At 44.1% G+C, this 24,538-nt stretch carries 26 protein-coding genes; 14 read left to right on the top strand and 12 right to left on the bottom strand.

Translation table 11 applies throughout. The annotated features are described in order from the left end of the window. Positions 1 to 61: 61 nt before the first annotated feature. Positions 62 to 1,510, bottom strand: coding sequence for a sigma-54-dependent transcriptional regulator (locus OCU30_RS06260; protein ID WP_077313035.1), 1,449 nt, complete (start codon positions 1,508 to 1,510; stop codon positions 62 to 64). A gap of 222 nt (positions 1,511 to 1,732) precedes the next feature. Here OCU30_RS06260 and mobA point away from each other — a divergent pair, with 222 nt between their 5' ends. After that, positions 1,733 to 2,326, top strand: coding sequence for a molybdenum cofactor guanylyltransferase MobA (mobA, locus tag OCU30_RS06255; RefSeq protein WP_077313036.1), 594 nt, complete (start codon positions 1,733 to 1,735; stop codon positions 2,324 to 2,326). A gap of 97 nt (positions 2,327 to 2,423) precedes the next feature. Further along, on the top strand, positions 2,424 to 2,696 hold the full coding sequence (locus tag OCU30_RS06250) for a DUF2960 family protein (protein ID WP_077313668.1): 273 nt from the start codon (positions 2,424 to 2,426) through the stop codon (positions 2,694 to 2,696). 117 nt (positions 2,697 to 2,813) lie between these two features. Here OCU30_RS06250 and nagK read toward each other — a convergent pair whose 3' ends face one another. Beyond that, on the bottom strand, positions 2,814 to 3,734 hold the full coding sequence (gene nagK, locus OCU30_RS06245; RefSeq protein ID WP_077313037.1) for an N-acetylglucosamine kinase: 921 nt from the start codon (positions 3,732 to 3,734) through the stop codon (positions 2,814 to 2,816). Positions 3,735 to 3,773: 39 nt separating this feature from the next. After that, on the bottom strand, positions 3,774 to 4,529 hold the full coding sequence (locus tag OCU30_RS06240) for a tRNA-uridine aminocarboxypropyltransferase (protein WP_077313038.1): 756 nt from the start codon (positions 4,527 to 4,529) through the stop codon (positions 3,774 to 3,776). A 116-nt stretch (positions 4,530 to 4,645) separates the two neighbouring features. Here OCU30_RS06240 and OCU30_RS06235 point away from each other — a divergent pair, with 116 nt between their 5' ends. Next, positions 4,646 to 5,446, top strand: a complete 801-nt coding sequence (locus tag OCU30_RS06235; RefSeq protein ID WP_077313039.1) for a sterol desaturase family protein — start codon at positions 4,646 to 4,648, stop codon at positions 5,444 to 5,446. A gap of 129 nt (positions 5,447 to 5,575) precedes the next feature. Then, positions 5,576 to 6,100: a C40 family peptidase gene (locus OCU30_RS06230; protein WP_420856674.1), complete on the top strand. Its 525-nt coding sequence runs from the start codon at positions 5,576 to 5,578 to the stop codon at positions 6,098 to 6,100. 29 nt (positions 6,101 to 6,129) lie between these two features. Here OCU30_RS06230 and OCU30_RS06225 read toward each other — a convergent pair whose 3' ends face one another. Continuing rightward, complete coding sequence (locus OCU30_RS06225; RefSeq protein ID WP_077313041.1) at positions 6,130 to 6,471, bottom strand: DUF3802 family protein; 342 nt, start codon at positions 6,469 to 6,471, stop codon at positions 6,130 to 6,132. A 331-nt stretch (positions 6,472 to 6,802) separates the two neighbouring features. On the opposite strand from OCU30_RS06225, the gene OCU30_RS06220 reads away from it, so the two are divergent. The 4 genes from OCU30_RS06220 (at position 6,803) to OCU30_RS06205 (ending at position 11,270) form a co-directional block, all read left to right on the top strand. Further along, positions 6,803 to 7,699, top strand: coding sequence for a fructosamine kinase family protein (locus OCU30_RS06220; RefSeq protein ID WP_077313042.1), 897 nt, complete (start codon positions 6,803 to 6,805; stop codon positions 7,697 to 7,699). A 125-nt stretch (positions 7,700 to 7,824) separates the two neighbouring features. Further along, positions 7,825 to 8,562, top strand: a complete 738-nt coding sequence (locus OCU30_RS06215; protein WP_077313043.1) for a riboflavin synthase subunit alpha — start codon at positions 7,825 to 7,827, stop codon at positions 8,560 to 8,562. 247 nt (positions 8,563 to 8,809) lie between these two features. Continuing rightward, entirely contained in the window at positions 8,810 to 10,192 is a 1,383-nt protein-coding gene (locus OCU30_RS06210; RefSeq protein WP_077313044.1) for an MATE family efflux transporter, read from the top strand. A 52-nt stretch (positions 10,193 to 10,244) separates the two neighbouring features. Beyond that, positions 10,245 to 11,270, top strand: coding sequence for a DUF3080 family protein (locus tag OCU30_RS06205; protein WP_159439102.1), 1,026 nt, complete (start codon positions 10,245 to 10,247; stop codon positions 11,268 to 11,270). A gap of 39 nt (positions 11,271 to 11,309) precedes the next feature. On the opposite strand, the gene OCU30_RS06200 is transcribed toward OCU30_RS06205, so the two are convergent. The 7 genes from OCU30_RS06200 to OCU30_RS06170 all read right to left on the bottom strand — a co-directional run bounded on the left by OCU30_RS06200 (position 11,310) and on the right by OCU30_RS06170 (position 17,377). Then, positions 11,310 to 12,194 (bottom strand): DNA ligase, encoded by an 885-nt coding sequence (locus OCU30_RS06200; protein ID WP_077313046.1) that lies wholly within the window; start codon positions 12,192 to 12,194, stop codon positions 11,310 to 11,312. Positions 12,195 to 12,458: 264 nt separating this feature from the next. Continuing rightward, positions 12,459 to 13,625 carry a hypothetical protein gene (locus tag OCU30_RS06195; RefSeq protein WP_420856680.1) on the bottom strand — a complete coding sequence of 389 codons (1,167 nt, stop codon included), beginning with the start codon at positions 13,623 to 13,625 and terminating at the stop codon, positions 12,459 to 12,461. 35 nt (positions 13,626 to 13,660) lie between these two features. Then, complete coding sequence (locus OCU30_RS06190) at positions 13,661 to 14,293, bottom strand: energy transducer TonB (RefSeq protein ID WP_077313048.1); 633 nt, start codon at positions 14,291 to 14,293, stop codon at positions 13,661 to 13,663. Then, positions 14,293 to 14,697 (bottom strand): ExbD/TolR family protein, encoded by a 405-nt coding sequence (locus OCU30_RS06185; protein WP_077313050.1) that lies wholly within the window; start codon positions 14,695 to 14,697, stop codon positions 14,293 to 14,295. Before OCU30_RS06185 ends, OCU30_RS06190 begins: the two co-directional genes overlap by 1 nt. Then, positions 14,694 to 15,239: a MotA/TolQ/ExbB proton channel family protein gene (locus tag OCU30_RS06180; protein ID WP_077313051.1), complete on the bottom strand. Its 546-nt coding sequence runs from the start codon at positions 15,237 to 15,239 to the stop codon at positions 14,694 to 14,696. Before OCU30_RS06180 ends, OCU30_RS06185 begins: the two co-directional genes overlap by 4 nt. A 10-nt stretch (positions 15,240 to 15,249) precedes the next feature. Next, entirely contained in the window at positions 15,250 to 16,605 is a 1,356-nt protein-coding gene (locus OCU30_RS06175; protein WP_077313052.1) for a MotA/TolQ/ExbB proton channel family protein, read from the bottom strand. Positions 16,606 to 16,609: 4 nt separating this feature from the next. Further along, positions 16,610 to 17,377: a DUF3450 domain-containing protein gene (locus tag OCU30_RS06170; protein WP_077313670.1), complete on the bottom strand. Its 768-nt coding sequence runs from the start codon at positions 17,375 to 17,377 to the stop codon at positions 16,610 to 16,612. 191 nt (positions 17,378 to 17,568) lie between these two features. Between OCU30_RS06170 and OCU30_RS06165 the strand changes: the two genes are divergently transcribed. Further along, positions 17,569 to 18,108 (top strand): lipocalin family protein, encoded by a 540-nt coding sequence (locus OCU30_RS06165; protein WP_077313053.1) that lies wholly within the window; start codon positions 17,569 to 17,571, stop codon positions 18,106 to 18,108. A gap of 120 nt (positions 18,109 to 18,228) precedes the next feature. Here OCU30_RS06165 and OCU30_RS06160 read toward each other — a convergent pair whose 3' ends face one another. Beyond that, positions 18,229 to 19,182 carry a lactate/malate family dehydrogenase gene (locus OCU30_RS06160; protein WP_077313054.1) on the bottom strand — a complete coding sequence of 318 codons (954 nt, stop codon included), beginning with the start codon at positions 19,180 to 19,182 and terminating at the stop codon, positions 18,229 to 18,231. A gap of 306 nt (positions 19,183 to 19,488) precedes the next feature. On the opposite strand from OCU30_RS06160, the gene OCU30_RS06155 reads away from it, so the two are divergent. The 5 genes from OCU30_RS06155 to OCU30_RS06135 all read left to right on the top strand — a co-directional run bounded on the left by OCU30_RS06155 (position 19,489) and on the right by OCU30_RS06135 (position 24,538). Then, on the top strand, positions 19,489 to 20,781 hold the full coding sequence (locus OCU30_RS06155) for an extracellular solute-binding protein (protein ID WP_077313055.1): 1,293 nt from the start codon (positions 19,489 to 19,491) through the stop codon (positions 20,779 to 20,781). Positions 20,782 to 20,845: 64 nt separating this feature from the next. Further along, positions 20,846 to 21,727 carry an ABC transporter permease subunit gene (locus OCU30_RS06150; protein WP_077313056.1) on the top strand — a complete coding sequence of 294 codons (882 nt, stop codon included), beginning with the start codon at positions 20,846 to 20,848 and terminating at the stop codon, positions 21,725 to 21,727. Between the two features lie 15 nt (positions 21,728 to 21,742). Further along, positions 21,743 to 22,585 carry a sn-glycerol-3-phosphate ABC transporter permease UgpE gene (gene ugpE, locus OCU30_RS06145; protein ID WP_077313057.1) on the top strand — a complete coding sequence of 281 codons (843 nt, stop codon included), beginning with the start codon at positions 21,743 to 21,745 and terminating at the stop codon, positions 22,583 to 22,585. After that, on the top strand, positions 22,575 to 23,735 hold the full coding sequence (gene ugpC / locus OCU30_RS06140; RefSeq protein ID WP_420856673.1) for a sn-glycerol-3-phosphate ABC transporter ATP-binding protein UgpC: 1,161 nt from the start codon (positions 22,575 to 22,577) through the stop codon (positions 23,733 to 23,735). The genes ugpE and ugpC overlap by 11 nt, the downstream gene beginning before the upstream one ends. A 23-nt stretch (positions 23,736 to 23,758) precedes the next feature. Next, positions 23,759 to 24,538, top strand: a complete 780-nt coding sequence (locus OCU30_RS06135; RefSeq protein ID WP_205408785.1) for a DeoR/GlpR family DNA-binding transcription regulator — start codon at positions 23,759 to 23,761, stop codon at positions 24,536 to 24,538.

Here is a 24,538-nt window from a genome sequence, read left to right as displayed (position 1 = left end):
ATATATGGTGCATGGTAGTAATCCACGAAGACCACAATTTTAGAGCAGGTTATCGATACTCTTAATGATCGTCTTCCCATTCTTTAAATTTACGTTCTAGCGTTTTGCGGTTAACCCCTAAGGCACGTGCCGCTGCCGAGCGATTCCCTTCACATTCCATAACGATTTTCTCAATGTGATGACGCTCAATCTGTTTCAACGTCCAGCTGGGCGGATATCCTTGCGTTTGATAGTACGGCTCTAAACGAGGATCATCGTTGAGTGTTGGTATACTTATGCCATTAGACACCGTCACGGTGACCGGCGTTTTATGTTGTATATGATGAGTACGCTGCCAATAGTCTGAAGGCGATTGTTTTAGTAAAATACAATTTTCTACTAGGTTTTTCAGTTCCCTCACATTACCTGGCCACTGATAATCACGGATAATGGTAATATCTTCTTCTGTCCATGTGGGTAATGGTAGACATAAATCACGACATAAACGTTTCGCTAAAAAAGGTAGTAGCATTTTAAGATCAGACTTCCTCTGCCTAAGTGGCATCACCGAGATCCGGTCAGGATATAAACGAGCTAATAATGGCGATGGATTATTGGTCATATGACTCTCATCTAAGAGCGGACGATTCGTTGCCGCAATCACGCGAACATCAATAGGAACATCGTGCTCAGCTGCCACAGGACGAATCTTTCCGGTATCAAATACACTCAGCAAAGTTTGCTGAATTTGAATAGGCAAATCCTCTATTTCATCGATATATAAAGTGCCACCATTGGCCTGCTTAAATAGCCCTGCTACATATTCCCGCCCATTCTCTTTATTCCCTCGCTGTCCATAGAATGTTTTCTCTAACGAATCTTCCAGCGACACGTGCCCACTCAGCGTCATAAAAGGCCCATTACGTCGGCTATGTCGGTGTAACTGCCTGGCAACAAGCTCTTTACCCACGCCAGGCTCTCCTTCAATTAACAGCGGTGTAGTATCATGGCAACGTCGATTAATACTGTTTTTTAGCGCCACAGTGCCCTCTGATTCCCCAATAATTTCATTAGAATGATGACGGCAGAAGTCATGAAGCAGAGCTGAGTTCATATTACGTTGTAACAAATCTTGCATGCTTAGCTGAATGACATGACTAGCTTGCGCACGATCAAGCGGATCAATAATGATAGATAATGGAGAAATATGCCATTGGCTTACCACCGACGGTAGCCTATCATGGTGTACAATCAGTAACACTTGGGATTGTTGCGCCCGCCAAAGCGCAATTTGCGTTAACGCTTCGGTGGTGTTGGGAAAAAAAGTATCATCAATGATAATCACATCATAATGGCTTTGGCTTATCATTCGTTGGGCTTGCTCATAACGGCTGACTTCAACCAATGAGCTAAACCAAGCATCATTAATAAAATATTGACTGAATAACTCTTTTGTCTGTTTTGATTCACAGGCCAGCAGTACAGAATAAGCATGATAGGTGAAACCTTGGTTTACTTCATTTTCCAGCATCAATCGTAATACCTTCTTAAACAGGAAACGCTTCCTGTTTTAAAAATAGAACGGAATAGAGAAAAGGCGAGTTTATGCGATAAGATGGGTGAAAAAATGCCCCAACGGTCGAATAATATAAGGCTCTCGCCTATCGGTTTGCATGAAGTCAGTATGATTTAGGATCAAGGGCGACTTGATCTTAAGCATTCACATAATAGTTTGACTAGTAAGGTCTTAATCATGATTGAGGAACAAGAGATAACCTGGATAATTCTCGCTGGTGGTCAAGCACGTCGCATGCACGGCAGGGATAAAGGGTTAGTACATTTTCAAGGGCGCCCTTTAATTGAGCATTGTCTCTTTCAATTGCAACCACAGCTGTCATCCCCCTTATTGATCAATGCCAATCGTAATATCGAGGACTACCAGCAATATGCGACGGTCATTCAAGATATATGGAAAGATTATCCTGGCCCACTCGCGGGGATACACGCAGGGTTAACTTACGCCACAACGCCATGGGTAGGATTTTCACCGTGTGACTGCCCATTTGTGCATAGTGAGTTAGTACAGCGTTTTCGATCTCATGACAAAGGTAATGATCGCCAATATTCTTGTGAGGCATTGGTAGCTACTGATGGTCATCGCCCGCAGCCGGCGTTTTTAATGCTGAACCGTAATGTTATCCCTAAGCTCGAAAGCTATCTTTCCAGTGGAGAACGTCGCTTGATGGGATTTATAAAACAATTGCATTATCACAGCGTATTACTTGATGATGAGCCACACGCTTTTACCAATATTAATGCGCCGGAAGATTTGCAGGCCTATACGTGAATAACACAGACCGCGATAAGCCCATAATGAATGCGTGACAATTCGCTTACTTCAAGGCAAAATTCGCCGCTCACATCAGAAAGCAAGAGAAACTAACATGTCTCGTACTATTCTTTACACTTTTAACGACGAAGAAAAGACATTAGTCTTCTCTTATCAAGAGTATCGCTCTGCCCATGAAGCCGTCGCGGCTGCAGAAGGGATTGATTTAACGAGCTACCTCAAAATGGAACAGCAGATCGAAGCTATTTCAGATACGAAAGCAATGCGTAACTATCGCGATAACCACTTTCGTAAGCTAGGTTTTAGTCACATTACTCTTAAACCGAAAGAAAACGTCGGTATTGGCAAAAAGCCAACAAAACAATAACACACCAGCATGTAGCTTTAGCTTTTAAAGACTAAGGGGGACGATAACGCTCCCCTTAGTCTGTTAGCGAGAACGGTAGGTCATCAGTACACGCAACGCCTCAACATATCTAACGGGTTAGTCGTCAGTGAGTGGTAAATTAAGGAAAGCCGCACCACGAACACCACCAGAATCACCATAGCGCGCTTTAATGATTTGCGGACATGAGGCGACAGACATGAGATAACGCGGGATACGCTTGGGCAATTCTTCATACAAGGTATCAAAGTTCGATAACCCCCCACCAATCACAACAACCGCAGGATCGAGTGCTGTGAACAGCCCTCCAAAGCACATCGCCGTAAACTCCAAATACCGGTCCACAAACTCCTTCGCTTGCATATCATCACAATGGTAAGCCGTGATAATGTCTTGAGCTGAACATTTCTTATCGTAGAAATGCGTATAGAGTAGTTCAAAGCCGCGTCCAGACAGGTAATTATCTAAACAGCCTTGTTTACCACAACCACAATCAAGTAAAGGTGGGTTATCCCCCAACGCCAACCAAGCATCAATCGGCACACGCGTATGGCCGACTTCGCCAGCAACATGATTACTGCCAGAAATGACTTGTCCATTTATGATAAGGCCCCCACCGAAACCTGTTCCCATAATTAAACCTAGTACGGTACTTTTTCCTTGAAATTCATCATCCCATGCTTCAGACAACGCAAAACAATTCGCATCATTTTCGACACTGACCTTGCGTTTGAGCTTGTCTTGGAGATCTTGGCGTAATGGTTGGCCATTTGCTGCGGGTATATTGACGGTTAACATCGTGCCATCTTTCGCATTTTCCATACCTGGTAGACCAATGCCGATTGTGCCTTCTTCGCCAAATTTCTTATCATGCTGCTCTACCAAATCGACAATAGAATTAATTAGTTGCTCATAATCCTCGGTATTCGTCGCTATACGCTCTTTTGCAACACGCTCTAATTTTTTGTTGAAAGCACCAAACTCAATTTTAGTACCACCAATATCCAATCCATAATACATGAGATATCCTCTTATTATACGTCACGCTATTATTGCAACTTATCTGGTATCGCGTTCATCTGCTCGGGTAATACTGTCTTTCCATTGTAGATATAAGGACAGCTGAGGTCGAGACTCATCCTGCAAACCTCTGCTTTTCGTCATTAAATAGGTTTCTTTAAAGGCATTGAACCAATAACGTAATGTCTTGGCTGCCTCAGCTTCCCCTACGCCTTGTAACACCAATGAAGCGACTTCTGCCGTTGCTAAGTATTGTTCATTTTCCGATTTACGCATAATGTAATCGGAGACCGTTTCAGGCTGCATCGATAATAAAGGCAGTGATTGTAAATATGCAGATTTACGATAAATACGTCGCGCTTCTCGCCAGCTACCATCAATGAAAACCAATAACGGCGTTTTATCGCTATCCGTGACATTTTGCGTTGTTACGACCTTAGCATGATCGTCAGCACTGGTTGCAGGAAAAACCAAAACGGGAGCGTAATTGTGATTCTCAAGTTGTGATAACATCTCTGCCGGAGGATTTGTCCTATGCCACTGGAAGACATGTGTATCTTGAATCGTATCAGCGATTAATCGCCCCGTATTGCTGGGTTTGAATATCTCATTGTCTGATAAGATCAACATTGCTGCGACCTGAGTCTGAATATTGGGTTGATGGGCACACAGACAATAAGCTTTAGCCACACGGCAATATTCACACCGCTCAACCTGAGACCCTCTTGCAACAAAAGGTTTGGTTGATTGTTTGAGCCTTAGTTGATACAAATGATGGAAACCGTGAATTCTCATGAAATGCTTAAATAAAAAAACAGAACGAGAATTCTACGTTCACGGTGTACAGTTCGCTAGTAAAGTTTGATTATTTGCCGAATAAATTCCCTCGGGGCGGCATAAAAGGAACCATTATGAATGACTATAATGCTTGGCTACAGTGGGGATTCTTCTTGCTGGTTTTTTTAATACTTGCAATATGGGAGTCAAATAGACCTCGTCGCACATTATCACAAGTCAAACGGTTACGCTGGCTTAATCATTTCTCTCTGTGCGGTATAAACATTACACTGTCACATTATGTTATCCCGTTTTTTGCTATTAGCTCTGCATTATGGGCTCAAAATCATGACTTTGGTATTTTAGTGACACTCGATGTTAATCACTATATTGCTATTTTTGTCACGATATTAGCGCTTGATTTAGCGTTGTATATTTTTCATGTCTTGATGCACCGTTTACCGGCTTTATGGCAATTGCACCAAATACATCACACTGATACTGATCTGGATGCATCAACCGCATTGCGTTTTCATCCACTCGAATTCTTATTGTTGTTATGGATGAGAATCGGTGTCGTCACTCTGCTTGGGGCTCCCATACTTGGGGTGGTAGCCTATGAGCTGATATTTATTGGCATGCTTGTTTTTAACCATTGTAATATCAAATTACACCCATTACGTGAGCGTCAACTGCGCTGGTTATTGGTCACGCCAGATGTTCACCGCATACATCACAGTCTGAACGAAAAAGAGCACAATAGTAATTTGGGGTTTGTTTTTTCCTTTTGGGACCGACTACTGGGTACCTATATTGCTGAACCATTACTCGGTCACCCAGCCATGCGCTTGGGGCTCGCCTTTGGCAGAAACAGTCGTGAGCAGTGGCTTGATCGTTTAATTGTTATGCCCTTTCGTCGACGACTTAAAAAGTAACGTATTGTCGATAACTTGATGGCGCTTTATTGTTTAACAGCTGACTTAGAGTGGAACGTTTATTGACATACAATCTATTTAGTTATGGTGCACTAGATAATGAGGAATACATCTATCAATAAGGGAACTATGCCAATATTTAGTATGCCACCAGCTTTTACCTCTGTTGCAGGCGAAAAGTGGTCATTGTGGTTATTAACGTTAAGCTGTTTAGCAGGATGTAGTACCTCACCAACACCATCCAATCCACCAGCTAAAACGCTACGAGATCAAAACGGAACATTGAACCAAACACGGCCGCTCAAAGATTTCTACGACAAATGGCAAGGCGTTCCCTATCGCTGGGGAGGAGCTACCCCGACAGGCGTGGATTGTTCTGCCTTGGTGCAAATAGCTTATGCCAACACATGGCAAATTGCATTACCAAGAACCACAACTCAACAAAGTTCAGTGGGTAGACGTGTTACACCAAGTCACGCACGTTACGGTGATTTGGTGTTTTTCCATATCACTCGCCAAGAGAAGCATGTCGGCTTGTATCTAGGCCAGCAGAAATTCATTCATGCATCATCATCCCAGGGCGTTATGATATCGAGAATGGATAACCCCTATTGGGCGTCACACTTCTGGCAATTTCGTCATATCAAGAAGTAAAAGCATAATACCCACTCTCTGCGGGCGTATTAATCGTATGCCGCCACCGCTGAATCAAATAAGTTTTTCAATAATGCTACGTACTCATCAAGAAAAACGATTTGCTCGTTAGTCGCACGTTTCTCCCATACGCCAGCCAAGACTTCGCCTAAATCTTCTACCACCGCATCGGTTTCTTTTAGTAATTTAAAGCGAACACTTGAGTGTAATTCAGGATTTTGCTCAAAAATGGCCATAATGTTACTTGCAACCATATCTGTTACTACATCTTCGATACTTTCTTCACCGATATCCCCATCTTTAGTAAAGATATCAAGGTTAAAAGAAAGGTGTTCGATCAGTGCTAGGTAACCATCGGTATCTACAACCACTTTTATTCTCCGCTTTCAAATGCTTGGACTAAACCATGTTTCAACATACTAAGCGATGACGCCTTGCTGTGACAATGCTTTACATCGCTTTTTATCATTTTTCGCTTGAGCCTCATTCACTTTTTGCATACAGCTAACCGTATTGCTTCGTGTTCGCCATATTATAGTCAAGCGTGACGAGAAATGCCGCACGAATGTCTGGGTCTCAATAAGCAGTGAAATATCGACGATATAGTTGCTGAACTCATCGCTTTTCAACGAATGGGTTTCGGATCACACGCACATTCACTACACTCTCGTTATCATGTCAATTCCAGTTGGAGAAAAGACTATGTGGGCATCCATTAGAGAGCAACTTTCACTCGTTTTAGGGTATTCTTTTACGATTAAGGACAAACAGACGCTAGACGGTGGTAACATCAGTCACGTCTATCTCATTAGTGATGGCATTGAGCAGTATGTGGTAAAAACCAATAGCCGTGATTTTTTGGTGCAGTATTTGGCCGAAGAGCACTCGTTATCGAGTTTGCATCACACCCACACGCTCACTGTCCCTAAAGTCATTCTGACCGGACAAACGAAAAGTCATGCTTTTATCGTCTTACAATATCTACCGACGACACCTCTGCGTGCTGAGCAAACAAGCTACCAGTTAGGTCAACAGCTTGCCCAACTGCATCAATGGGGAGAGCAAAAGCAATATGGCTATGATGATGATAACTTCATCGGAGCGACCCCTCAACCTAATACTTGGACCAACAAATGGCATCAATTTTTTGCGGAGCAGCGTATTGGTTGGCAATTACAATTGCTCAAAGAAAGAGGCATAGAATTGGTGGACATTGACCAATTCGTCGCACTGATCAAGCAACGCTTAGCTAATCATCATCCCAAGCCAGCGCTACTTCATGGCGATCTATGGCAAGGTAACGTCGGAGAAACAGAGACTGGCGCGGTATGTTATGATCCGGCCTGTTACTGGGGAGATCGCGAATGTGATATTGCCATGACCGAATTATTTGGAGGATTCCCGCAATCTTTCTATGCAGGTTATCAGTCTATATGGCCACTTCATCAACATTATGAACAACGCCGGCCAATTTATCATTTATATCATGTCATGAATCACTGTTATCTCTTCGGCGGCGAGTATTTAGTACAAGCTCAAGCGCTTATTGACGAGATCCATCATAACCATTCGTTGTGTGTCGATTCATCCACAAAATAATCGGTAAGATTGGCGCGACTCAGTGTCAGTCAGTTGCCAACCACAACCGCGCACAGGTAATATAGCAGTCATGATTCAGTATTTAACTACATGAGTGGCTTAAGCCATATTGAGGATGACACATTATGTTCACAGGCATTGTTCAATCAACTGCACAAATAGCATCAATTCGCGATGAGAACGGAATTAGAACGTTCGAGATTGAGTTTGAGGCTGGGTTTTGCGACGATTTAACGATTGGCGCCAGTGTTGCCGTTGATGGCGTATGTTTGACCGTCACTGCACTACTCACTCCAACCCTTGTCAAATTCGATATCATGTTCAAAAGCTTAGAAATTACAACATTAAGTGAATTTGAGTCTGGTCAATACATTAATGTAGAGCGCGCCGCGAAAGACGGCGCAGAGATAGGCGGACACCCTTTATCTGGGCATATTGATTTTACGGCCTATGTTCGCGATATCCAACATATCGATGACAACTATCGTATTCGCATTGATGTAACCAAAGAGTGGTTAAAATATATTTTCCCGAAAGGGTATATTGCCCTAAATGGAGCCAGTCTGACCGTCTCAGACGTCAACAAACAAGAGGGTTGGTTTGATGTATGGTTAATTCCAGAAACCCGACGGATGACGACTTTTGAATCTAAACAAGCAGGTTCGGCGATTAACGTAGAAATTGAACGAGGTACGCAAGTCGTGGTCGATACGGTACGCGATGCCATAGACGAAAAGTTAGGGCCAGTATTACCTCTTTTAAATGCTCTATTAGCCGCAAACGGTGAGAATATTGACTCACTTACGCAGCAAATACAACTGAGCGTTAGTCAATCACAAAATAATCATAATAGTAAGACCTAACCATAAAGCCAGACGATAAGCCTCTATTAAAAAGCATCGTCTGACGGTGCTTTTTTTTATGCTATTCATAGTGATTTTTCTTATGCTATGTGGTTCATTACTATTACCACGATGATATAAGCAAAGGAGCAACGAAAGTACACAAATGACTGGCTCTATGAACGACATTTCATTATGATTCGATTCCAAAAATCATCATGAAAAGATTATAGAGATATCCACCTATTAGGTCTGTTGGGAGAACTGAGTGCAGCACTACAAACAAGAAACGTCGAACTTAATCAAGTTAGCATCGCCAATATTGGTCGCTTCGATCGCACAAACGGGTATGAGTTTTGTTGATACGATCATGGCTGGCGGAGTCAGTGCTACTGATATGGCGGCCGTCTCTGTAGCGGCAAGTCTTTGGACCCCTATCATTCTATTTGGGGTCGGCTTACTGATGTCTTTGGTCCCGGTTATCGCGCAATTAAATGGCGCGGCACGACAGAAGAAAATCCCATTTGAAGTTCAGCAAGGGATCGCGATGGCATTGCTATTGAGTATTCCTACCATTTTATTGCTACTTAATGCTGGTGTTGTGGTTGAACTCATGGGCATAGAATCAACCATGCAAGAGAAAACCATCGGCTATCTGTATGCGGTGGTGTTTGCCGTCCCTGCCTTTTTACTATTTCAGGCGTTTCGAAGCTATACCGATGGTATGGCACTAACCAAACCCTCGATGGTCATTGGTTTTCTCGGCCTACTGTGCAATGTGCCGTTAAACTGGATTTTTGTTTACGGAAAATTTGGCGTTCCTGCCTTTGGTGGCATTGGATGTGGCATTGCGACCGCCATTGTTTACTGGATTATGCTCGCGCTGATTGTCTTTTATGTCATCACCTCTAAAAAACTGGCGCATATCAATGTGTTCAGTGAGTTTCATAAACCACAATGGAAAACGCAGTTCAGTTTGTTCCGCTTAGGCTTTCCCGTCGCAGCATCGATATTTTTTGAAGTAACACTATTTGCCGTGGTGGCATTACTGGTTGCCCCATTAGGCCCGATGGTTGTGGCTTCTCACCAAGTCGCCATTAACTTTTCATCGATGATATTCATGTTACCGATGAGTATTGGAGGCGCGGTATCTATTAGAGTTGGAAGTAAGTTGGGGGAAGAAAACTTACGCGGCGCAACCATTGCCTCTAACGTAGGATTAATCGTCGCGGTCAGTACCGCTGTTATGACTGCCGCTATGACTGTGCTATTACGTGAAAACATTGCCGAGTTATATACCGATAATCCAGAGGTTATTACGCTAGCGATGCAGCTACTATTATTTGCCGCGATTTACCAATGCGCAGATGCGGTTCAAGTAGTCGCAGCCGGCGCCCTGCGCGGTTATAAAGATATGAATGCTATCTTTATTCGTACCTTCTTTGCTTATTGGATTCTAGGACTACCGATTGGGTTTATTTTAGGACGTACCGATTGGCTTGTACCCGCGATGGGAGCAAAAGGCTTTTGGTTTGGTTTTATCATCGCCTTGGTCGCCGCAGCATTGTTACTTGGTAAACGTCTACATTGGCTACAAAAAGCTGGGGGCGCTGAAAAAATGGGCTATGGGCGTAATGAACCAGAGTCCTAAGTTTATTGATTGGATTAACCTAGTCTATTGAATGAGAAAGGAGAGCCGAGCCGTGAAATATTCACAACGTATTGTCTGTAGCTTATGTGCTCTCCTACTCTGCGCCTGTCAATGGCAAGATAAGCCCCAGATAAAGGGGCAGTTTGAGACGTACTTAACACGTATTGCGAGCGTGCAAAACGTTCACTCGTTACCCAGCCCCAAGACAATGGCCGTCACTCTTCCAGAAAAACGGCAAACTCACCAGTTGATTCCTTCTGTTTCTATCGGATTACTGGATAGTTATCAGTTTCGCCAATGTGAATTGTTTCATTTAATTGCTGAGCGCAATTCAATATTGGGCAAAGTCCAAGATGAGTTTCGCAACCTCGATTATCAGCTTTTGATTCTGCACGGTTTACACCAATGCCAGACAAACCCGGCCATTACTGATGAATTTCGTCAAAAAATTCAAAAGCTAATTGCATTCAAACAACGTCATATCACACAACACTGGCACAATTTCTTATATACCAGTGAGTCTATGCGACACCAAATGACAACACAACAGTGGTACCAAAGCAATCGTGACTACGGTAAAACCCCTGCCGCACTAGTACGGCTCAATCACATTCACCAATGGATCGACAATAGTCAGTGGCAACGCACACCGGCGATGATCGCACCATATCAAGAAACATTAGACAAACGACCGCTCATTGGCGATTTGATGTTTTCTATGCTCAATGCCACACAGTGGTTAAATATTATTACCGAGCAACTGACACATAATGATGCACAAATTTGGTGTGGGCCCAATACTAACAGAACTCGTTTACAACACTTACGGAATGTTTTTCAACGCTTTTTTATCGGAGATATACAGCCTTACCTTGCTAGTGTTGATGGCGCCTATTTAGAGATAGAGAAACCATTAACGCTATTCGCTCCTCTTAAAAGACCTCATCCTGTTACGGCACAAGTATATCGTCTACCTATAGATACTATTCATCGTAACTTTCGCCAAGCTATTGCGCGGCATATCGCTTATTGGCAAACACTATTCAAACGCTGCTCTGTAAACGTTGGCAACCGTTAGTTTTCTTCGTCTGAGAATCACATATTAGGTATTAGAGTGCTACTCTGGCATGCGTTCTCGCAAAAAGCGGGCAAACCTTGGCGTCCCTTTATAAGTAAATCCATTATGACGAAAGGTGACGGAGCTTCCGATCGCCGGCGGATGACGACGTTGTTGTTCACTTAAGCCACTACCCAGGAAAAACACTTGCCCTTTATTGTCACGCACTTTTAACGACCCTACCATTCCCTTCCATCGCCCTTGTCCAGGTTTATACCCAATCACTGTCGCTTCGGCATCCGCGACGCTTTTTAGTTTTAATAACGCATCACTACGGCCTGCGCGATAATCATCCGTGACTGATTGAAGCATAATGCCTTCACCTTGCTGATCATCAACCTTTGCGAGTGTCGTTAATAATTGTTGATGAGAGACAACTGGCTGATAATCAACAAGCCTTACATGTGAACGTTGAAATACAGTGACCCAATGGGACAACAGTGCATAACGCTGAGGATAGACACCAGCGGCTTTTGGCATATCAAATACCATCCACTGAATGTGGCGCCAAGCGCTACTATCTGGTTGATGATCAAGCACTGTTTTTTGCACTGTATGGAAATTCCCCCTTCCTGCCCATAGTTCCCCTTCAATCCAATCATTAGGCAATCCAGCGGTAAACCATGACGGCGCATAAATGGGGTTTCCGGTTCGCGTTATCAGTTGCTGACCATTCCAAATCGCGCGAATACCATCGTATTTTTCACTAAACCAATAGCGTTTAACCACGATCGATTGACGGTAATCATTAGCCAAGGCGACAGGCGGTAAGCCTTGCTGGTGACCATCTCGGCTCGAATTAGCATAAGCAAAGCTTGGAAACAAAGACCAAAACGATAATGCGAACACCGCTTTTGGTGTCATGGTTGTTATGAAATGTCTCATCTCTATGACCTTTTAATCGGGGTAAAAAGTCACTATATAGATATCGAATTTAACTCCTCGACCGCTAATAACAAGCGCTACGGCGCAGCTCTCGATATCTTTCATTACATGACACGCCATCACCTCGTATTTTGGGGGCGACTTCGCATTAATGACAGCGCAAATATACCCCTATAAAAAAAGCCAATCACAAGTAAGCGATTGGCTTTTTAACATCTATCTCATTACAGGGACACATTCATATTTCTGTATGCTATTTTCCCCTTAAGAGGTGCGTTTTTTCGTCATGCGTTGCAGTTGTTTCAGGTATTTTATCCAACTTTTCGCCTCTGCTGAAGGCTGTAAATGATTCGCATAGTGTGCTTGTTTGAGCGCGTGATCGACTTTATCTAACTGATAAAGAGCACGCGTTCTCGCTAATGCCACATCCACTTGGCGACTTGGATCCTTGATGTTATCGAGTACGTGTAATGCGGCGCGATATTGTCCTTGCTGTAACATCAATTGTGCGACATTCCAATGGTACTTCTCATCGTGCTGCGCGGCGAGTTGCCAAGTATCAATCGCCTTATCCCATTCTTTAGCGCGCTGCCAATATTGCGCTTGAGAGACCAACAATGCCTTATCATTCTCAGCACCTTTGAGTGTAGACATCACTTGCGCTGCACGCTCTGGAATACCATTTTGTGCATAAAGTTGCGCTAATAATCGTGTTTCTTGCTGGTTAAATTCAATGCCCTGTAATTTTGCTAACGCCAGCGAGTCTAACGCATCATTTTGACGCTTCACGCGCATTTCAAGATTGACTAACTGCATCCACCAGCGTTTTTTTTGCGGTTCAAGCAACAATAATTTTTTCAGCGTCGGAATCGCCGATGTCCATTGAGACAATTGTAACTGCGCGCCTACTTTTAGTGAGAGCGGCTGTACCGCATCCGGCATCCCCAATTGGTGATAGCGCTGTATACTCGATAAGGTTTTAGACCAATCTTCCAATTGATAATGAATTTGACTGATACGTAACCATAACTCTGCTTTATCCTCGTGACTTTTTGACTTTGGCTGCGCCTTAACGAGTTGAGAATACTCAGTTAATGCCGGCTTATACTGCTGATTCATCAATAGGATATCCGCGAGCATACGTCTGGTTGACCAAGCTTGTTCCGGTTCGAGTTGATCGCCGCTGACGGCTAAGCGTAGCGCTTTGATTGCTGGCTTAATTTGCTCATTTTGCCAATAAAAAATACCCAACATTCTCGCCATATACGCTTTATCGTAGGCTTGCTTTGGTAAAGGCGTCAGTACTTCAATGGCTTTATCGTAATGCTTCTTGTCGGCTAACTTTTTCGCTTTTAACGCTTTCGTCGCAACCGCTGGGCTCAATGTCCCGGCCATCACTGGCATTACTCCCACCAAACTGGCACTGATCATTAGTAAAGTAGAGCGTAACAATCTATATGATTTCATCATTTCGTTAACCTAAATTCTAACTTAACCGTTTGTCCAGGCTGAGAAACGGCCTGACCCCCCACTTCCTTAGGCTTATATTTCCAACGCCGTAATGCGCGGCGAGCTTCGCGCTCAAACATATGTTTAGGCTTCGCTTTGATTATCTCAATATCAACCGGATGTCCCGATGCATCAATCGTAAACTTAAGGACGACAAACCCTTCAATGCCACGACTTTGCGCTCTTGATGGGTAACGAGGATTAACTCGATACATCGGCATCGCTTGTTGATTGGCCTTTATATCACCAATCGATGGTGCATCCACGTTAATCCCTGTAATAGCCGTATCCAAACCCAGTGATTTGACCGATACAGGAGACGCCTGAGGGCTGACATCAGGCGAAGATGCGGTTTGCTTTTGATGCGTCATTTTTTGCTGTTTGGGTGGCGTTGGCGCGTCGGGTTTTGGAGGTGGCGTGCGATCTCGGCGATGCACTTTTTGTTCTTTTTCCACCATCATCATATTAAACCGTACAGGGTCACTTTTTTCGGGTGCTTGTGCGCCATTATGGATCATCCATGCCATCAGCATGAATAATCCAAATGCTATCGTTAAGGCAACGGGTATCGCGATAAACAGTCGACGCATTATTTCTTCTCCGCGGCCAACGCTATCTGTTTAATCCCCGCACCTTTGGCTGCATCCATCACTTTGACAACCGTACCGTTGTACGCATGCTCATCCGCTTGAATCACCAAAGACGCCTTGGGCTTATCAGACCGTAATTGCTCAAGGGCGGCTTGTACCCGTTCAATATCGACTCGGCGCTTATCAATAACCACATCATTGGCATCGGTGATCGCAACAAATATCCCTGCACTCTTCTGACTCGCAACATGCGAGGCGGTTGGTCGATTCACTTCAACCCCAGACTCAGTGACAAAAGAGCTGGTTACGATAAAGAAAATGAGCATGATGAATACGATATCCAACATCGAGGTCAAATCAACCTGTGCTTCTTCTTGCTTAGATGGTCGTCGACCCAGTCTCATCGTTGACTCCTTAACGCCTTTTCTAATTTAAATTCTGTCAGTTGACACTTTTTCACTAATCGCGAGTGAGCAAATAGCCCAGAAAGTGCGGCAACCATGCCAGCCATCGTCGGTAACGTGGCAAGAGAAATTCCTGACGCCATAAGTTTAGGGTTGTTACTACCAAGATTTGCCATGACATCAAACACAGAAATCATTCCGGTTACGGTACCAAGCAAGCCAAGCATGGGACATAACGTGACTAGCACTTTAATAAAGCTTAAGTTTCGCGTCAGAGCGATATGTGCTTTATCTAGCCATGCGGTGCGGATAGCTAATGCATACCAAGAGTCGTGATCCTGACGTTGCTGCCATTGTTCAATCCATTGCTGACGTTGCTTAGGGAAAGCGCACAGTAAAAACACCACGCGCTCCACCACAAGTAACCAACAAATGACGACGACTGCAGCTAGCCACCACAACACCACCCCACCTTGAGACATAAACTGGTCGAGCGGTGCGAGTAGGTGCTGAACAGATAACAAGATATTGTCGTTCTCCATATCTGTTTCCTTACGCTGTTTGTGCCGCAAGACCGTCTTTTTCAGCTTGCTCAGCTACCATGCCAATCCCTTGTTTTTCCAAGATATTTCGAATAATCTCAGACTGAGAACTTAACACATTATGACTAAGCAGCAACGGTATTGCCGCGACCAAACCAAGTACAGTGGTAATCAATGCCATTGAAATACCTCCCGCCATCACTTTCGGATCGCCATTACCAAACTGGGTAATCACTTGGAAAGTTTCAATCATGCCGGTAACGGTGCCTAATAATCCAAGCATCGGCGCTAATGCTGCCAGTAGTTTCAACATCGATAAACCACGCTCTAGCTGCGCTTGTTCATCGACCACGACTTCCAACAGACGTAGTTCCAGCGCTTCAACACTGCGTTGTTTCTCTTTGTTGTACACAGACAACACTCGGCCCAATGGATTATCGGTTAATGTCTCTGGATGCTGCAGCTGATGATTAATTTGTCGACGAGCAATAGTTAACAAAATACCGCGGTAGCCGGCAATCCCAAGACCAATCACAAGTAACGCGATAATCACATTACCGACTGCGCCGCCTGCTTTGATACGATCCATAAGCGTCGGTTCATTCGCGAGCTGTTTAATCAAGGTTCCTTGCGAAGGATCTAAGGTCATCATATTAACGTGACCCTGTAACACATCATCCGCTGAAGATAATGTCGGGCCGTTTTCTGGCTGACGGTCATAACCTAGGGCATCGTGCTCGGTATTATTCCAATTCACATAACCTTGATCAGTGAGCAGCGCGAGCGCTCCCAAACGCACCGCTTTGGTTTTGACGGTTTTCCCTTCGCCATTAACATAATCAATAGTGACTGGAGCAATATGGCCACTGGCCTCAATTTGCGCTTGCATCGCATGCCATAGACCGGTTAATTGCGGCATTGATGGCAGTGATTTTGCAGCAACAATGGCATCGACCAATTGCGCGTTGTGTTGTCCATCAACTCCTGTCACTGAGTTGGCAAGATCTTGCTGAACTTCTTTGGCATTTTGTCGTACAACGCCAAACACTTCACCAAGTGAGCCTGTCGCTAAACGGAGCTTTTCTTCACGCTTTGCAAGTTTGTCTTCATTTTGGCTAAAGGTTTGCGATAAATTATCAGCTTGCTTTTGTAAGCGATCGCGTAAAGCCGCCAATTGCAACTTTTGCTTTTTCAGCTTTCGCTCTTGCGCTTTAAAGTCATGCTCACGGTGCTTATTATGAGCCTGTTGTTGACGCTGCTCAGTTTTTGCTTTAACTGATAAATCGTCTGCTGCTTGTGTTGTAAAAGACGCTGTGGCAGTAACACCTGCTAGCGTGATTAACGTAATCAATGATTTGACTGTCATAAAATTACTTCGCCTCCGCAGGAGTTAATGAAACAGGTAACGATAAAAATGTTGGCGCTACTTTCTTATTTGCAACGTCAAAGGCATTATCAATGCCTTCTTTGGCATCACTATCGAGAACCTGCCATTGGTGTGAGTGCGCATTCCAAGTCCAATATTGGCTACCGGCTAAATTACGGGCAACGAGAGAAACGCGGCCAAGATACAAGATTTGCGCTTCAATTTTCGTGTCATCGTTTAACGTAATACGCCCTTGATAAGTTCCCAGCTTGGTCCCGTAATCCATTTCGATTTGATACGCTTCTAAAATACGTCGAAACTTCTCAGCATCTGAGACATCTGCTCGCGGCATGAGTTTTTTCAAGGCATCAACGCGTTGCACACGAGCGTGACGGCGTAAGGGTTTATCGTGCTCAATCTGGTGTTCCAGCGCCGCTAGCATATCGTACATCAGTGGTACTATACCTTGGCGCGTCGTTTTAATTTCTGCAATCTGATTATCAAGGCTCGTCATCTCCTGCTGCTGGCTCTCGACCATACTATTTAGGTGATCACGATATATTCGTAAGTTTTTCGTCTCTTGTTGCAGTTGCTCAATTTGAGCTTTCAGTTTGATCGTCGCTTCTGCGCTACGGTCAATATGCTGCTGACTTTTAGCAGAGGCGCGGTTCGTATGGTGCTCAATTGATTTGGCACTATCAATGGAATTAGCCAAAGAGGGAAAGGCATAGGCTAGCGCTACAATGGCTAAAGTCGGTTTCATCATGGTCATCATTTGGTTGGTTACCGTGTCAGTCCTTTCTATGTGATATTGATAAACACTCTCATTATCAACTGGGTTTCGATTCTAGCGTGTTTTAGAAAAATCTACAATAAACCTTTATACATTCGTATTTCTATGCCGCAGATCGCTTGAAAACTTGCCCAACTCGTTGATAATGGCTGAAACAAAGGAGCTCTACGATGAATGTGTACAAGACGATCAGCCTTACCCTATTTAGTCTACTTTTACTGGCTGGATGTACCGGGAAACCCGATAACATCGATCCCGTAACCAATTTCCAGTTGGACCGTTACTTGGGACACTGGTATGAAATCGCACGACTCGATCATAGCTTCGAGCGTGGATTATCGAATGTCACCGCGACTTATCGTATCAATAACGATGGCAGTGTCGGGGTGATTAATCGAGGTTACAGTAAAGAAGATCAGGAATGGCAACAAGCGATGGGAAAAGCCAAGTTTGTTGAAAGCAAAGATGTAGCGCACTTAAAAGTGTCATTTTTCGGGCCATTTTATGGCAGCTATATCGTGTTTTATCTTGCTCCCGATTATTCAATGGCCTTGATTACGAGCTACAACCGTGATTACTTTTGGCTGTTGTCACGTACCCCGACTCTATCAAAAGAAAAAATGGCCAAAGCACGTGAGCTTGCAGAACAAGCCGGCTTTGACCCTAGTCAGTTTATTTATCCATCACAAACCCCGATTACTGGCCAATAACAAGTAATCGTAGATCAATAAACAACAATACCGAGTGCCAAGGCACTCGGTATTCCTGCAACAATCAGCGGTATAAGTGACTCAGTCTAATCCGCTATACGTAATGATGTCTCTCTATCTCTACATCGCAAGACCGGTGTTTTTCGCCACCAGCAGCATGTTCTCGTGCATGTCTTGGGCAATTGCCAACATGGTTGCGTTTTCTTCCTCAGTAAACGGATGGATCAAGATTTTTTCAATCCCTTGTTGACCGACAATAACGGGTAAGCTCATAACGACATTATGAATGCCATACTCTCCCTGCAAAAAGGTGCCAACAGGCAACACAGAACGTTCATTAATGACAATCGCTTGAATAATCCGAAAGACACTCGCGGCTATTCCATGCGTTGTATTGTGCTTACGGCGAAAAATCTCATACCCAGCTTGTTTGACTGACTCCAATAATTCCTCTGCATCAATCCGGCTAAGATGATTGGCATCACAATAATAATCGGCCGGTTGCCCCGCGATACTAATGAGACTTTTGGGAGCAAAACAGCGACTGCCATGTTCTCCTAGCACATAACCAAACACGTTTTTTGGATCAAGGTTGACGCGCTCTGCAACAATCGTCATCAAACGGGCCGTATCCACGACACATCCAGCAGAAATTACCCGCTCTGGAATAAAACCAGTGTTAGTGATGATGCTATGAGCCACAATATCACAAGGGTTAGACACAATAATCAACACGGCATTAGGCGCAACACGCTCAACTTGTCTGGCGATATCCACACCAATCTTGCTATTAACGTCGGCTAAATCACTACGGTTCTGTCCCTCTTTGATTTGTGCTCCTGCGGTAATGACGACAATGTCCGCGCCAAGAACATCCATATAATCATCACTAGGCGTAATGTGGGTATTTTTGGTAAACGTCAGAGCTGCCGTATGGCGAAAATCGAACACTTCCCCTTCAGCTCGAGCTATATCTCTATCTAATAAGACCAACTCGCTAATACTGCCAAGCGTCAATAAATAATTACAAATCCCAACCCCAACAGCTCCAGCACCAATAATCCCTATTTTCATGTTTCACTCTCCTTTGCGAACGATTCCTTCTTGTATAAGGATAGCCTGTAACTCCATACTACACCCAACGAATATCTCAATTTATTACAATATTTCAGTGTTTTATTTCCATAAAATGCATCGATATAGTGCGTTATATCCATGTGACTCACCAACACAGTGCAATACGTGGTTTTTAAATATCATGTATTACGCACTGTCACGATTTAGACATATTTCAGCCATAGAAGCGTCATGTTGTTGCGTCATTGTAGGTAAGAACGAAACATAATCGTATTCGATCGAAACTTAATAAGGACGCAAGTTATGAACAAGCTATGGGTAGCCGGATTACTCTCTACTATGGTGTCAGCACCAACGTTTGCCACAACCAACATTACTTGGTGGCATGCCATGGGCGGTCAATTGGGCGAAACCGTCAATAAAATCGCGCATGATTTTAATGACTCGCAAGATGACTATAAAATCACGCCCGTATTTAAAGGTACCTATAACGAAACGTTAACCGCAGGGATTGCAGCTTATCGTGGTGGAGAAGCACCCAATATTCTTCAAGTATTCGATGCAGGCGCCGCCACCATTATGAATGCCAAAGGCGTTGCCATTCCTGTTCAAGACATCATGACTCAATCGAGTTATCAATTTAATAATCAAGATTATATTGCAGGTGTGCGTAATTTTTATGCCAATGACAATGGTAAAATGGTTGGCATGCCATTTAATAGCTCCACCCCGGTTTTGTACTACAACAAAGATATTTTAGCCAAGGTCGATGCTAAGCCACCAAAAACTTATGAAGAACTCGAGACGCTTGCGAAACAACTAAAAGCCAAGGGATACGCCACTTTTTCTGAATCTCTTACCCCCTGGACAATGTTCGAAAACTTTAAGTCACGCCAAAACTTGCAATTAGCGGACAAAGACAACGGTTATACAGGACTCTCTACTAAAATCATGATCAACAGTAAAGATGTCGTCATGCATTTTACTAAATTGCAGGAATGGGCGAAAAAAGGCTATTTCAAATACTACGGAACAGATTGGAACGCTAACCAAACGCCGTTTGAGCGCCAAAAAGTGGCAATGTGGGTCGGCTCATCAGGCTCTTTTGGTGGCTTACGTGAACGTGTCAAATTCAATATGGGCACAACCTTCTTACCTTACTGGAAATCGATTACGTCGAAGGGCTACCATACGTTTATTGGTGGTGCGGCATTATTTGCGCTCAGTGGCCACGATAAAGCGCAAAATAAAGGCGTGGCCGCTTTTTTCCATTACCTCACTAGTCCAAAAGTACAAATGTACTGGCACAAAACAACTGGCTATGTACCGGTAACCAAAGCGGCATATCAAATGACTGAAGATTCTGGCTACTATAAAACAACGCCAGATGCTCAAGTCGGTGTCGAGCAGCTGTCTCTACCGTCAGGTCAATGGACAAAAGGCTATCATTTAGGATTTTATCCACAAATTCGAACTGAGATGGAAAAACAGTTTGACCTGATTTTCTCTGGTAAAGCCGATGTGCAAACTAGCCTTGATAAAGTAGAAAAACAAAGCGCTGCATTATTGAACCGTTTTAAACGTACCGTTCAATAAGTATTCTCCTCAGCCCAGTGTCGCTAAGACGCTGGGCTTTATTTATGCGTTAAGGACAATGCCCGTGGCTCGACGTCAACAATTCTTTCATTCACCACTGCCTTATTTACTGCTCCTGCCACAAATCGCGATCATTATTGCATTTTTTGTGTACCCAGCAATTGAGGCCATCTATCTTTCGTTTCGCTTAGAAGACCCTTGGGGACTGAACTCAAACTTTGTGTGGTTTGAAAACTATGTTCGCCTTTTTACCTCTTCAGATTATCTCTCTTCATTAAGTTTTACTCTGATATTTTCTTTCTTCGTGGCCTTATTTTCTCTCAGTATCGCGTTGCTGCTGGCAGTGAAAACCAACAATATTTTACATGGTAAGGGCGCATATCGAACGACCTTGACTTGGGTCTATGCCGTAGCACCAGCCATCGCCGGGATTATAGGCAGTTTTATGTTTGATCCTAGCATCGGTATTCTTACCGATTTCTTACGCCATTTAGGGTGGGAGTTTAGCTTACAAACGGATCCTTTTGATGCCATGTTTGGCCTGATACTTGTTTCGGTTTGGAAACAAGTGCCGGTCAATTTCATCTATTTTCTGGCCGGCTTACAATCCATTTCGTTAGCGATCAAAGAAGCCTCGTTACTCGATTGTGCCAGCGACACGAAACGCTTTTGGACCATTACCTTTCCTTTACTTGCCCCTACAGGATTTTTTCTCCTCGTGATCAACTTAACTTATGCCTTCTTTGAAACCTTCGGTGTCATTGACACCATGACCGCGGGTGGCCCAGGTGGCAGCACCACATCCTTGGTATATAAGGTCTATCAAGACGGTTTTATTGGCGCAGATCTAGGCGGCAGTTCCGCTCAATCAGTGGTTTTGCTGCTCCTCGTTCTGATCCTGACCATCATCCAATTTCGCGTTGTTGAAAAACGCGTCCACTACTAAGACACGGAGGACAATATGCGTAATAAACAATGGATGGATCATCTCATTTTAATCTTGGGCGTGCTGTTTATGCTCACCCCTATATGGCTGGTCTTTGCCAACTCCACTCATAGCCCCAACGACATATTAACTCATGGGCTGCAATGGGGGCTTGGCGATAACTTTATTCAGACCTATTCCGAGGCATGGGATCGCACACTAGGCTTCACCGGTGGGATCACGGCGAAATCCATGGTGATTAACTCGCTTATCATGGGACTGGGGTTTTCTCTTGGCAAAATTTGTATTTCGATGCTCGCGGCCTATGCCTTAGTCTACTTTCGTCTGCCCTATGCCACTGCGTGGTTTTGGCTTATTTTTGTCACGTTACTTTTACCTTTGGAAGTGCGTATCATTCCGTCTTATGAGGTGGTGTCAAAGCTTGGTTTACTCAATAGCTATACCGGGCTTATCGTGCCGTTAATCGCTTCCGCGACCGCGACTTTTTTCTTTCGCCAATATTATAAAACAATTCCAGATGAACTACTCGAGGCGGCGCAACTTGATAATGCCGGCCCTATGCGCTTTTTTATCGATATCCTTGTTCCACTATCGCGCACTATGATGGCCGCTATCTTCATTATTATGTTTGTCGTTGGTTGGAACCAATATTTATGGCCAATTATGATCACGACCAATGAGGATTACTACACCATCGTCATGGGCATCAAACAGCTATTGAATAACATTTACGATACCAGCACCCCTCGATTCGACTACGCGTTTGCTATGGTTATTATCGCCATGTTACCCCCTATGCTCGTCGTCATTATATTTCAACGTTGGTTTGTTAAAGGACTCGTAGAAAGTGAAAAATAACGCAACTATCACCACGCACATGGAGAGTGGAAATATGCTCGAACACAACACAGCCGAAGCGAAGTTAGACATACGCCAGTTAGTAAAAACGTATGATAACGGGCACCAAGCGGTCAAAGGCGTTGATTTAGCCATCCAACCCGGCGAGTTTATTGTATTAGTGGGTCCATCTGGCTGCGGTAAATCATCGATATTACGCTCGATTGCTGGCTTAGAAAGCTTAACATCAGGCGAGATTCATCTGGCGGGACGTCGCGTGGATACCGAAAAACCATCACAGCGTGATATCGCAATGGTATTCCAGAACTATGCCCTATATCCACATATGTCTGTGTATCAAAATTTGGCCTATGGACTAAAAAATCGCGGGGTCGATAAAGCCACGATTGATGCCAAAATTCAACATGTCGCCACCATTCTAAAAATCGATGAGTACCTTGATAGAAAGCCCGCTAAATTATCCGGCGGACAGCGGCAGCGTGTCGCCATGGGTCGAGCCATCGTGCGAGATCCACAGTTGTTTTTATTTGATGAACCGTTATCCAACTTAGACGCCGCTCTACGCGCACACATGCGTTTAGAGATCAAAAAAATTCAGCGGGAGCTGTCTGTCACGAGTGTCTATGTTACTCATGATCAAGTAGAAGCGATGACGTTAGCGGATAGGATTGTCGTATTACGCAGTGGCCAGATTGAACAAATCGGCGCACCATCTGATGTCTACCACTACCCCGCGAGCACCTTCGTTGCGAGTTTTATTGGTAGCCCGGCCATGAATTTTGTGCAAGGCAGTATTGTCTCCGGTACATTACACTTGTGCGGTCACAGTGTGTATCTTGCAGATTACGCCCACTTAACATGTGACAACGTCACAATTGGTATTCGTCCAGAGCATGCGCTTCTAGCCAGTGAAAATAAAACCGGTTTATCGCTCCCTATAGGCGTCAATGTAGTTGAACCTCTTGGTCCTAATCAATTGGTACACGGCGTCTTAGCTGGGCACGAGAGTTCACCATTTATTGCTTTGACACCAGAAATGCCCATCACAATTGGCAGCCAATTGTTGCTCAGTGTGTCCGCTAACCACATTCATTTATTTGATCAACACGGTAAGCGTATTGCGAACGCGCCAGAGCGTGTCGTGGCATAAGGGATAGTATTGCATAGGGAATCATCGTGAAACTCACTCAAAGACAAAAGCACATAATGCAATGGCTACAAACGTCCAATAGCATATTGCCGAGCGGTTTAATGGCCGAGCATTTTGGTGTTTCAGTGCAAACGATTCGTAAGGATATGAATGAAATGAGTGATCTTGGACTCGTACGGCGGGTACATGGCGGTATCCGTTGTCCCAGTGCCAACGATAACCTGTCATTTACTAATCGCGAGCTCCTGCACTTTGCTGCGAAGGAAAACATTGCTTTGCAAGTCGCGAAAGCACTGCCAGCTAATACGAGTGTGTTTCTAGGCATTGGCACCACGCCCAAACAAGTGGCTCAAGCGTTAATCGATCATGTGGGCTTAACAGTTGTCACCAATAATATTAATGTGGCTTTGATACTCAGTAGAAACCCAGAAATACAGGTTCACCTCGCAGGTGGATTAGTGCGCTCGTCAGATGAAGATACCGTCGGTGAAGAAAGCACGGCTTTTTATCGCCGCTTCAATATACAATATGGTATTTTTGGTGTCGGTGGTATCAGTCATCATGGTCGCTTATTGGATTTTTATCCAGAAGAAGCCCATCTCAACCGAGCGATCATTGAACACAGTCAGTACTGTTGGTTAGTGGCCGACCAGCATAAATATCAACGCTACGCCCCTGTGGTCAGTGGGCAATTATATGAAATAAACCGTCTATTTACCGATGTTGCGCCGGCCGAATTAGTCACGCTTTGTCATCAACATCAAGTAGACATCATCCAAGATAGCACCATTGAATTCACATAA

It is taken from the genome of Vibrio palustris (assembly GCF_024346995.1).
In the GTDB taxonomy this organism is placed as follows: domain Bacteria; phylum Pseudomonadota; class Gammaproteobacteria; order Enterobacterales; family Vibrionaceae; genus Vibrio; species Vibrio palustris.
Note: the sequence above shows the minus strand (reverse complement) of the source record. Positions and strands in the feature narration are given on the sequence as shown.

Bases quoted from the DNA above. Each gene is read 5' to 3' on its own strand.
- OCU30_RS06260 (WP_077313035.1), bottom strand. From the start codon at position 1,510: ATGCTGGAAAATGAAGTAAACCAAGGTTTCACCTATCATGCTTATTCT.
- mobA (WP_077313036.1), top strand. From the start codon at position 1,733: ATGATTGAGGAACAAGAGATAACCTGGATAATTCTCGCTGGTGGTCAA.
- OCU30_RS06250 (WP_077313668.1), top strand. From the start codon at position 2,424: ATGTCTCGTACTATTCTTTACACTTTTAACGACGAAGAAAAGACATTA.
- nagK (WP_077313037.1), bottom strand. From the start codon at position 3,734: ATGTATTATGGATTGGATATTGGTGGTACTAAAATTGAGTTTGGTGCT.
- OCU30_RS06240 (WP_077313038.1), bottom strand. From the start codon at position 4,529: ATGAGAATTCACGGTTTCCATCATTTGTATCAACTAAGGCTCAAACAA.
- OCU30_RS06235 (WP_077313039.1), top strand. From the start codon at position 4,646: ATGAATGACTATAATGCTTGGCTACAGTGGGGATTCTTCTTGCTGGTT.
- OCU30_RS06230 (WP_420856674.1), top strand. From the start codon at position 5,576: ATGCCAATATTTAGTATGCCACCAGCTTTTACCTCTGTTGCAGGCGAA.
- OCU30_RS06220 (WP_077313042.1), top strand. From the start codon at position 6,803: ATGTGGGCATCCATTAGAGAGCAACTTTCACTCGTTTTAGGGTATTCT.
- OCU30_RS06215 (WP_077313043.1), top strand. From the start codon at position 7,825: ATGTTCACAGGCATTGTTCAATCAACTGCACAAATAGCATCAATTCGC.
- OCU30_RS06200 (WP_077313046.1), bottom strand. From the start codon at position 12,194: ATGAGACATTTCATAACAACCATGACACCAAAAGCGGTGTTCGCATTA.
- OCU30_RS06195 (WP_420856680.1), bottom strand. From the start codon at position 13,625: ATGATCAGTGCCAGTTTGGTGGGAGTAATGCCAGTGATGGCCGGGACA.
- OCU30_RS06190 (WP_077313048.1), bottom strand. From the start codon at position 14,293: ATGCGTCGACTGTTTATCGCGATACCCGTTGCCTTAACGATAGCATTT.
- OCU30_RS06185 (WP_077313050.1), bottom strand. From the start codon at position 14,697: ATGAGACTGGGTCGACGACCATCTAAGCAAGAAGAAGCACAGGTTGAT.
- OCU30_RS06180 (WP_077313051.1), bottom strand. From the start codon at position 15,239: ATGGAGAACGACAATATCTTGTTATCTGTTCAGCACCTACTCGCACCG.
- OCU30_RS06175 (WP_077313052.1), bottom strand. From the start codon at position 16,605: ATGACAGTCAAATCATTGATTACGTTAATCACGCTAGCAGGTGTTACT.
- OCU30_RS06170 (WP_077313670.1), bottom strand. From the start codon at position 17,377: ATGACCATGATGAAACCGACTTTAGCCATTGTAGCGCTAGCCTATGCC.
- OCU30_RS06165 (WP_077313053.1), top strand. From the start codon at position 17,569: ATGAATGTGTACAAGACGATCAGCCTTACCCTATTTAGTCTACTTTTA.
- OCU30_RS06160 (WP_077313054.1), bottom strand. From the start codon at position 19,182: ATGAAAATAGGGATTATTGGTGCTGGAGCTGTTGGGGTTGGGATTTGT.
- OCU30_RS06155 (WP_077313055.1), top strand. From the start codon at position 19,489: ATGAACAAGCTATGGGTAGCCGGATTACTCTCTACTATGGTGTCAGCA.
- ugpE (WP_077313057.1), top strand. From the start codon at position 21,743: ATGCGTAATAAACAATGGATGGATCATCTCATTTTAATCTTGGGCGTG.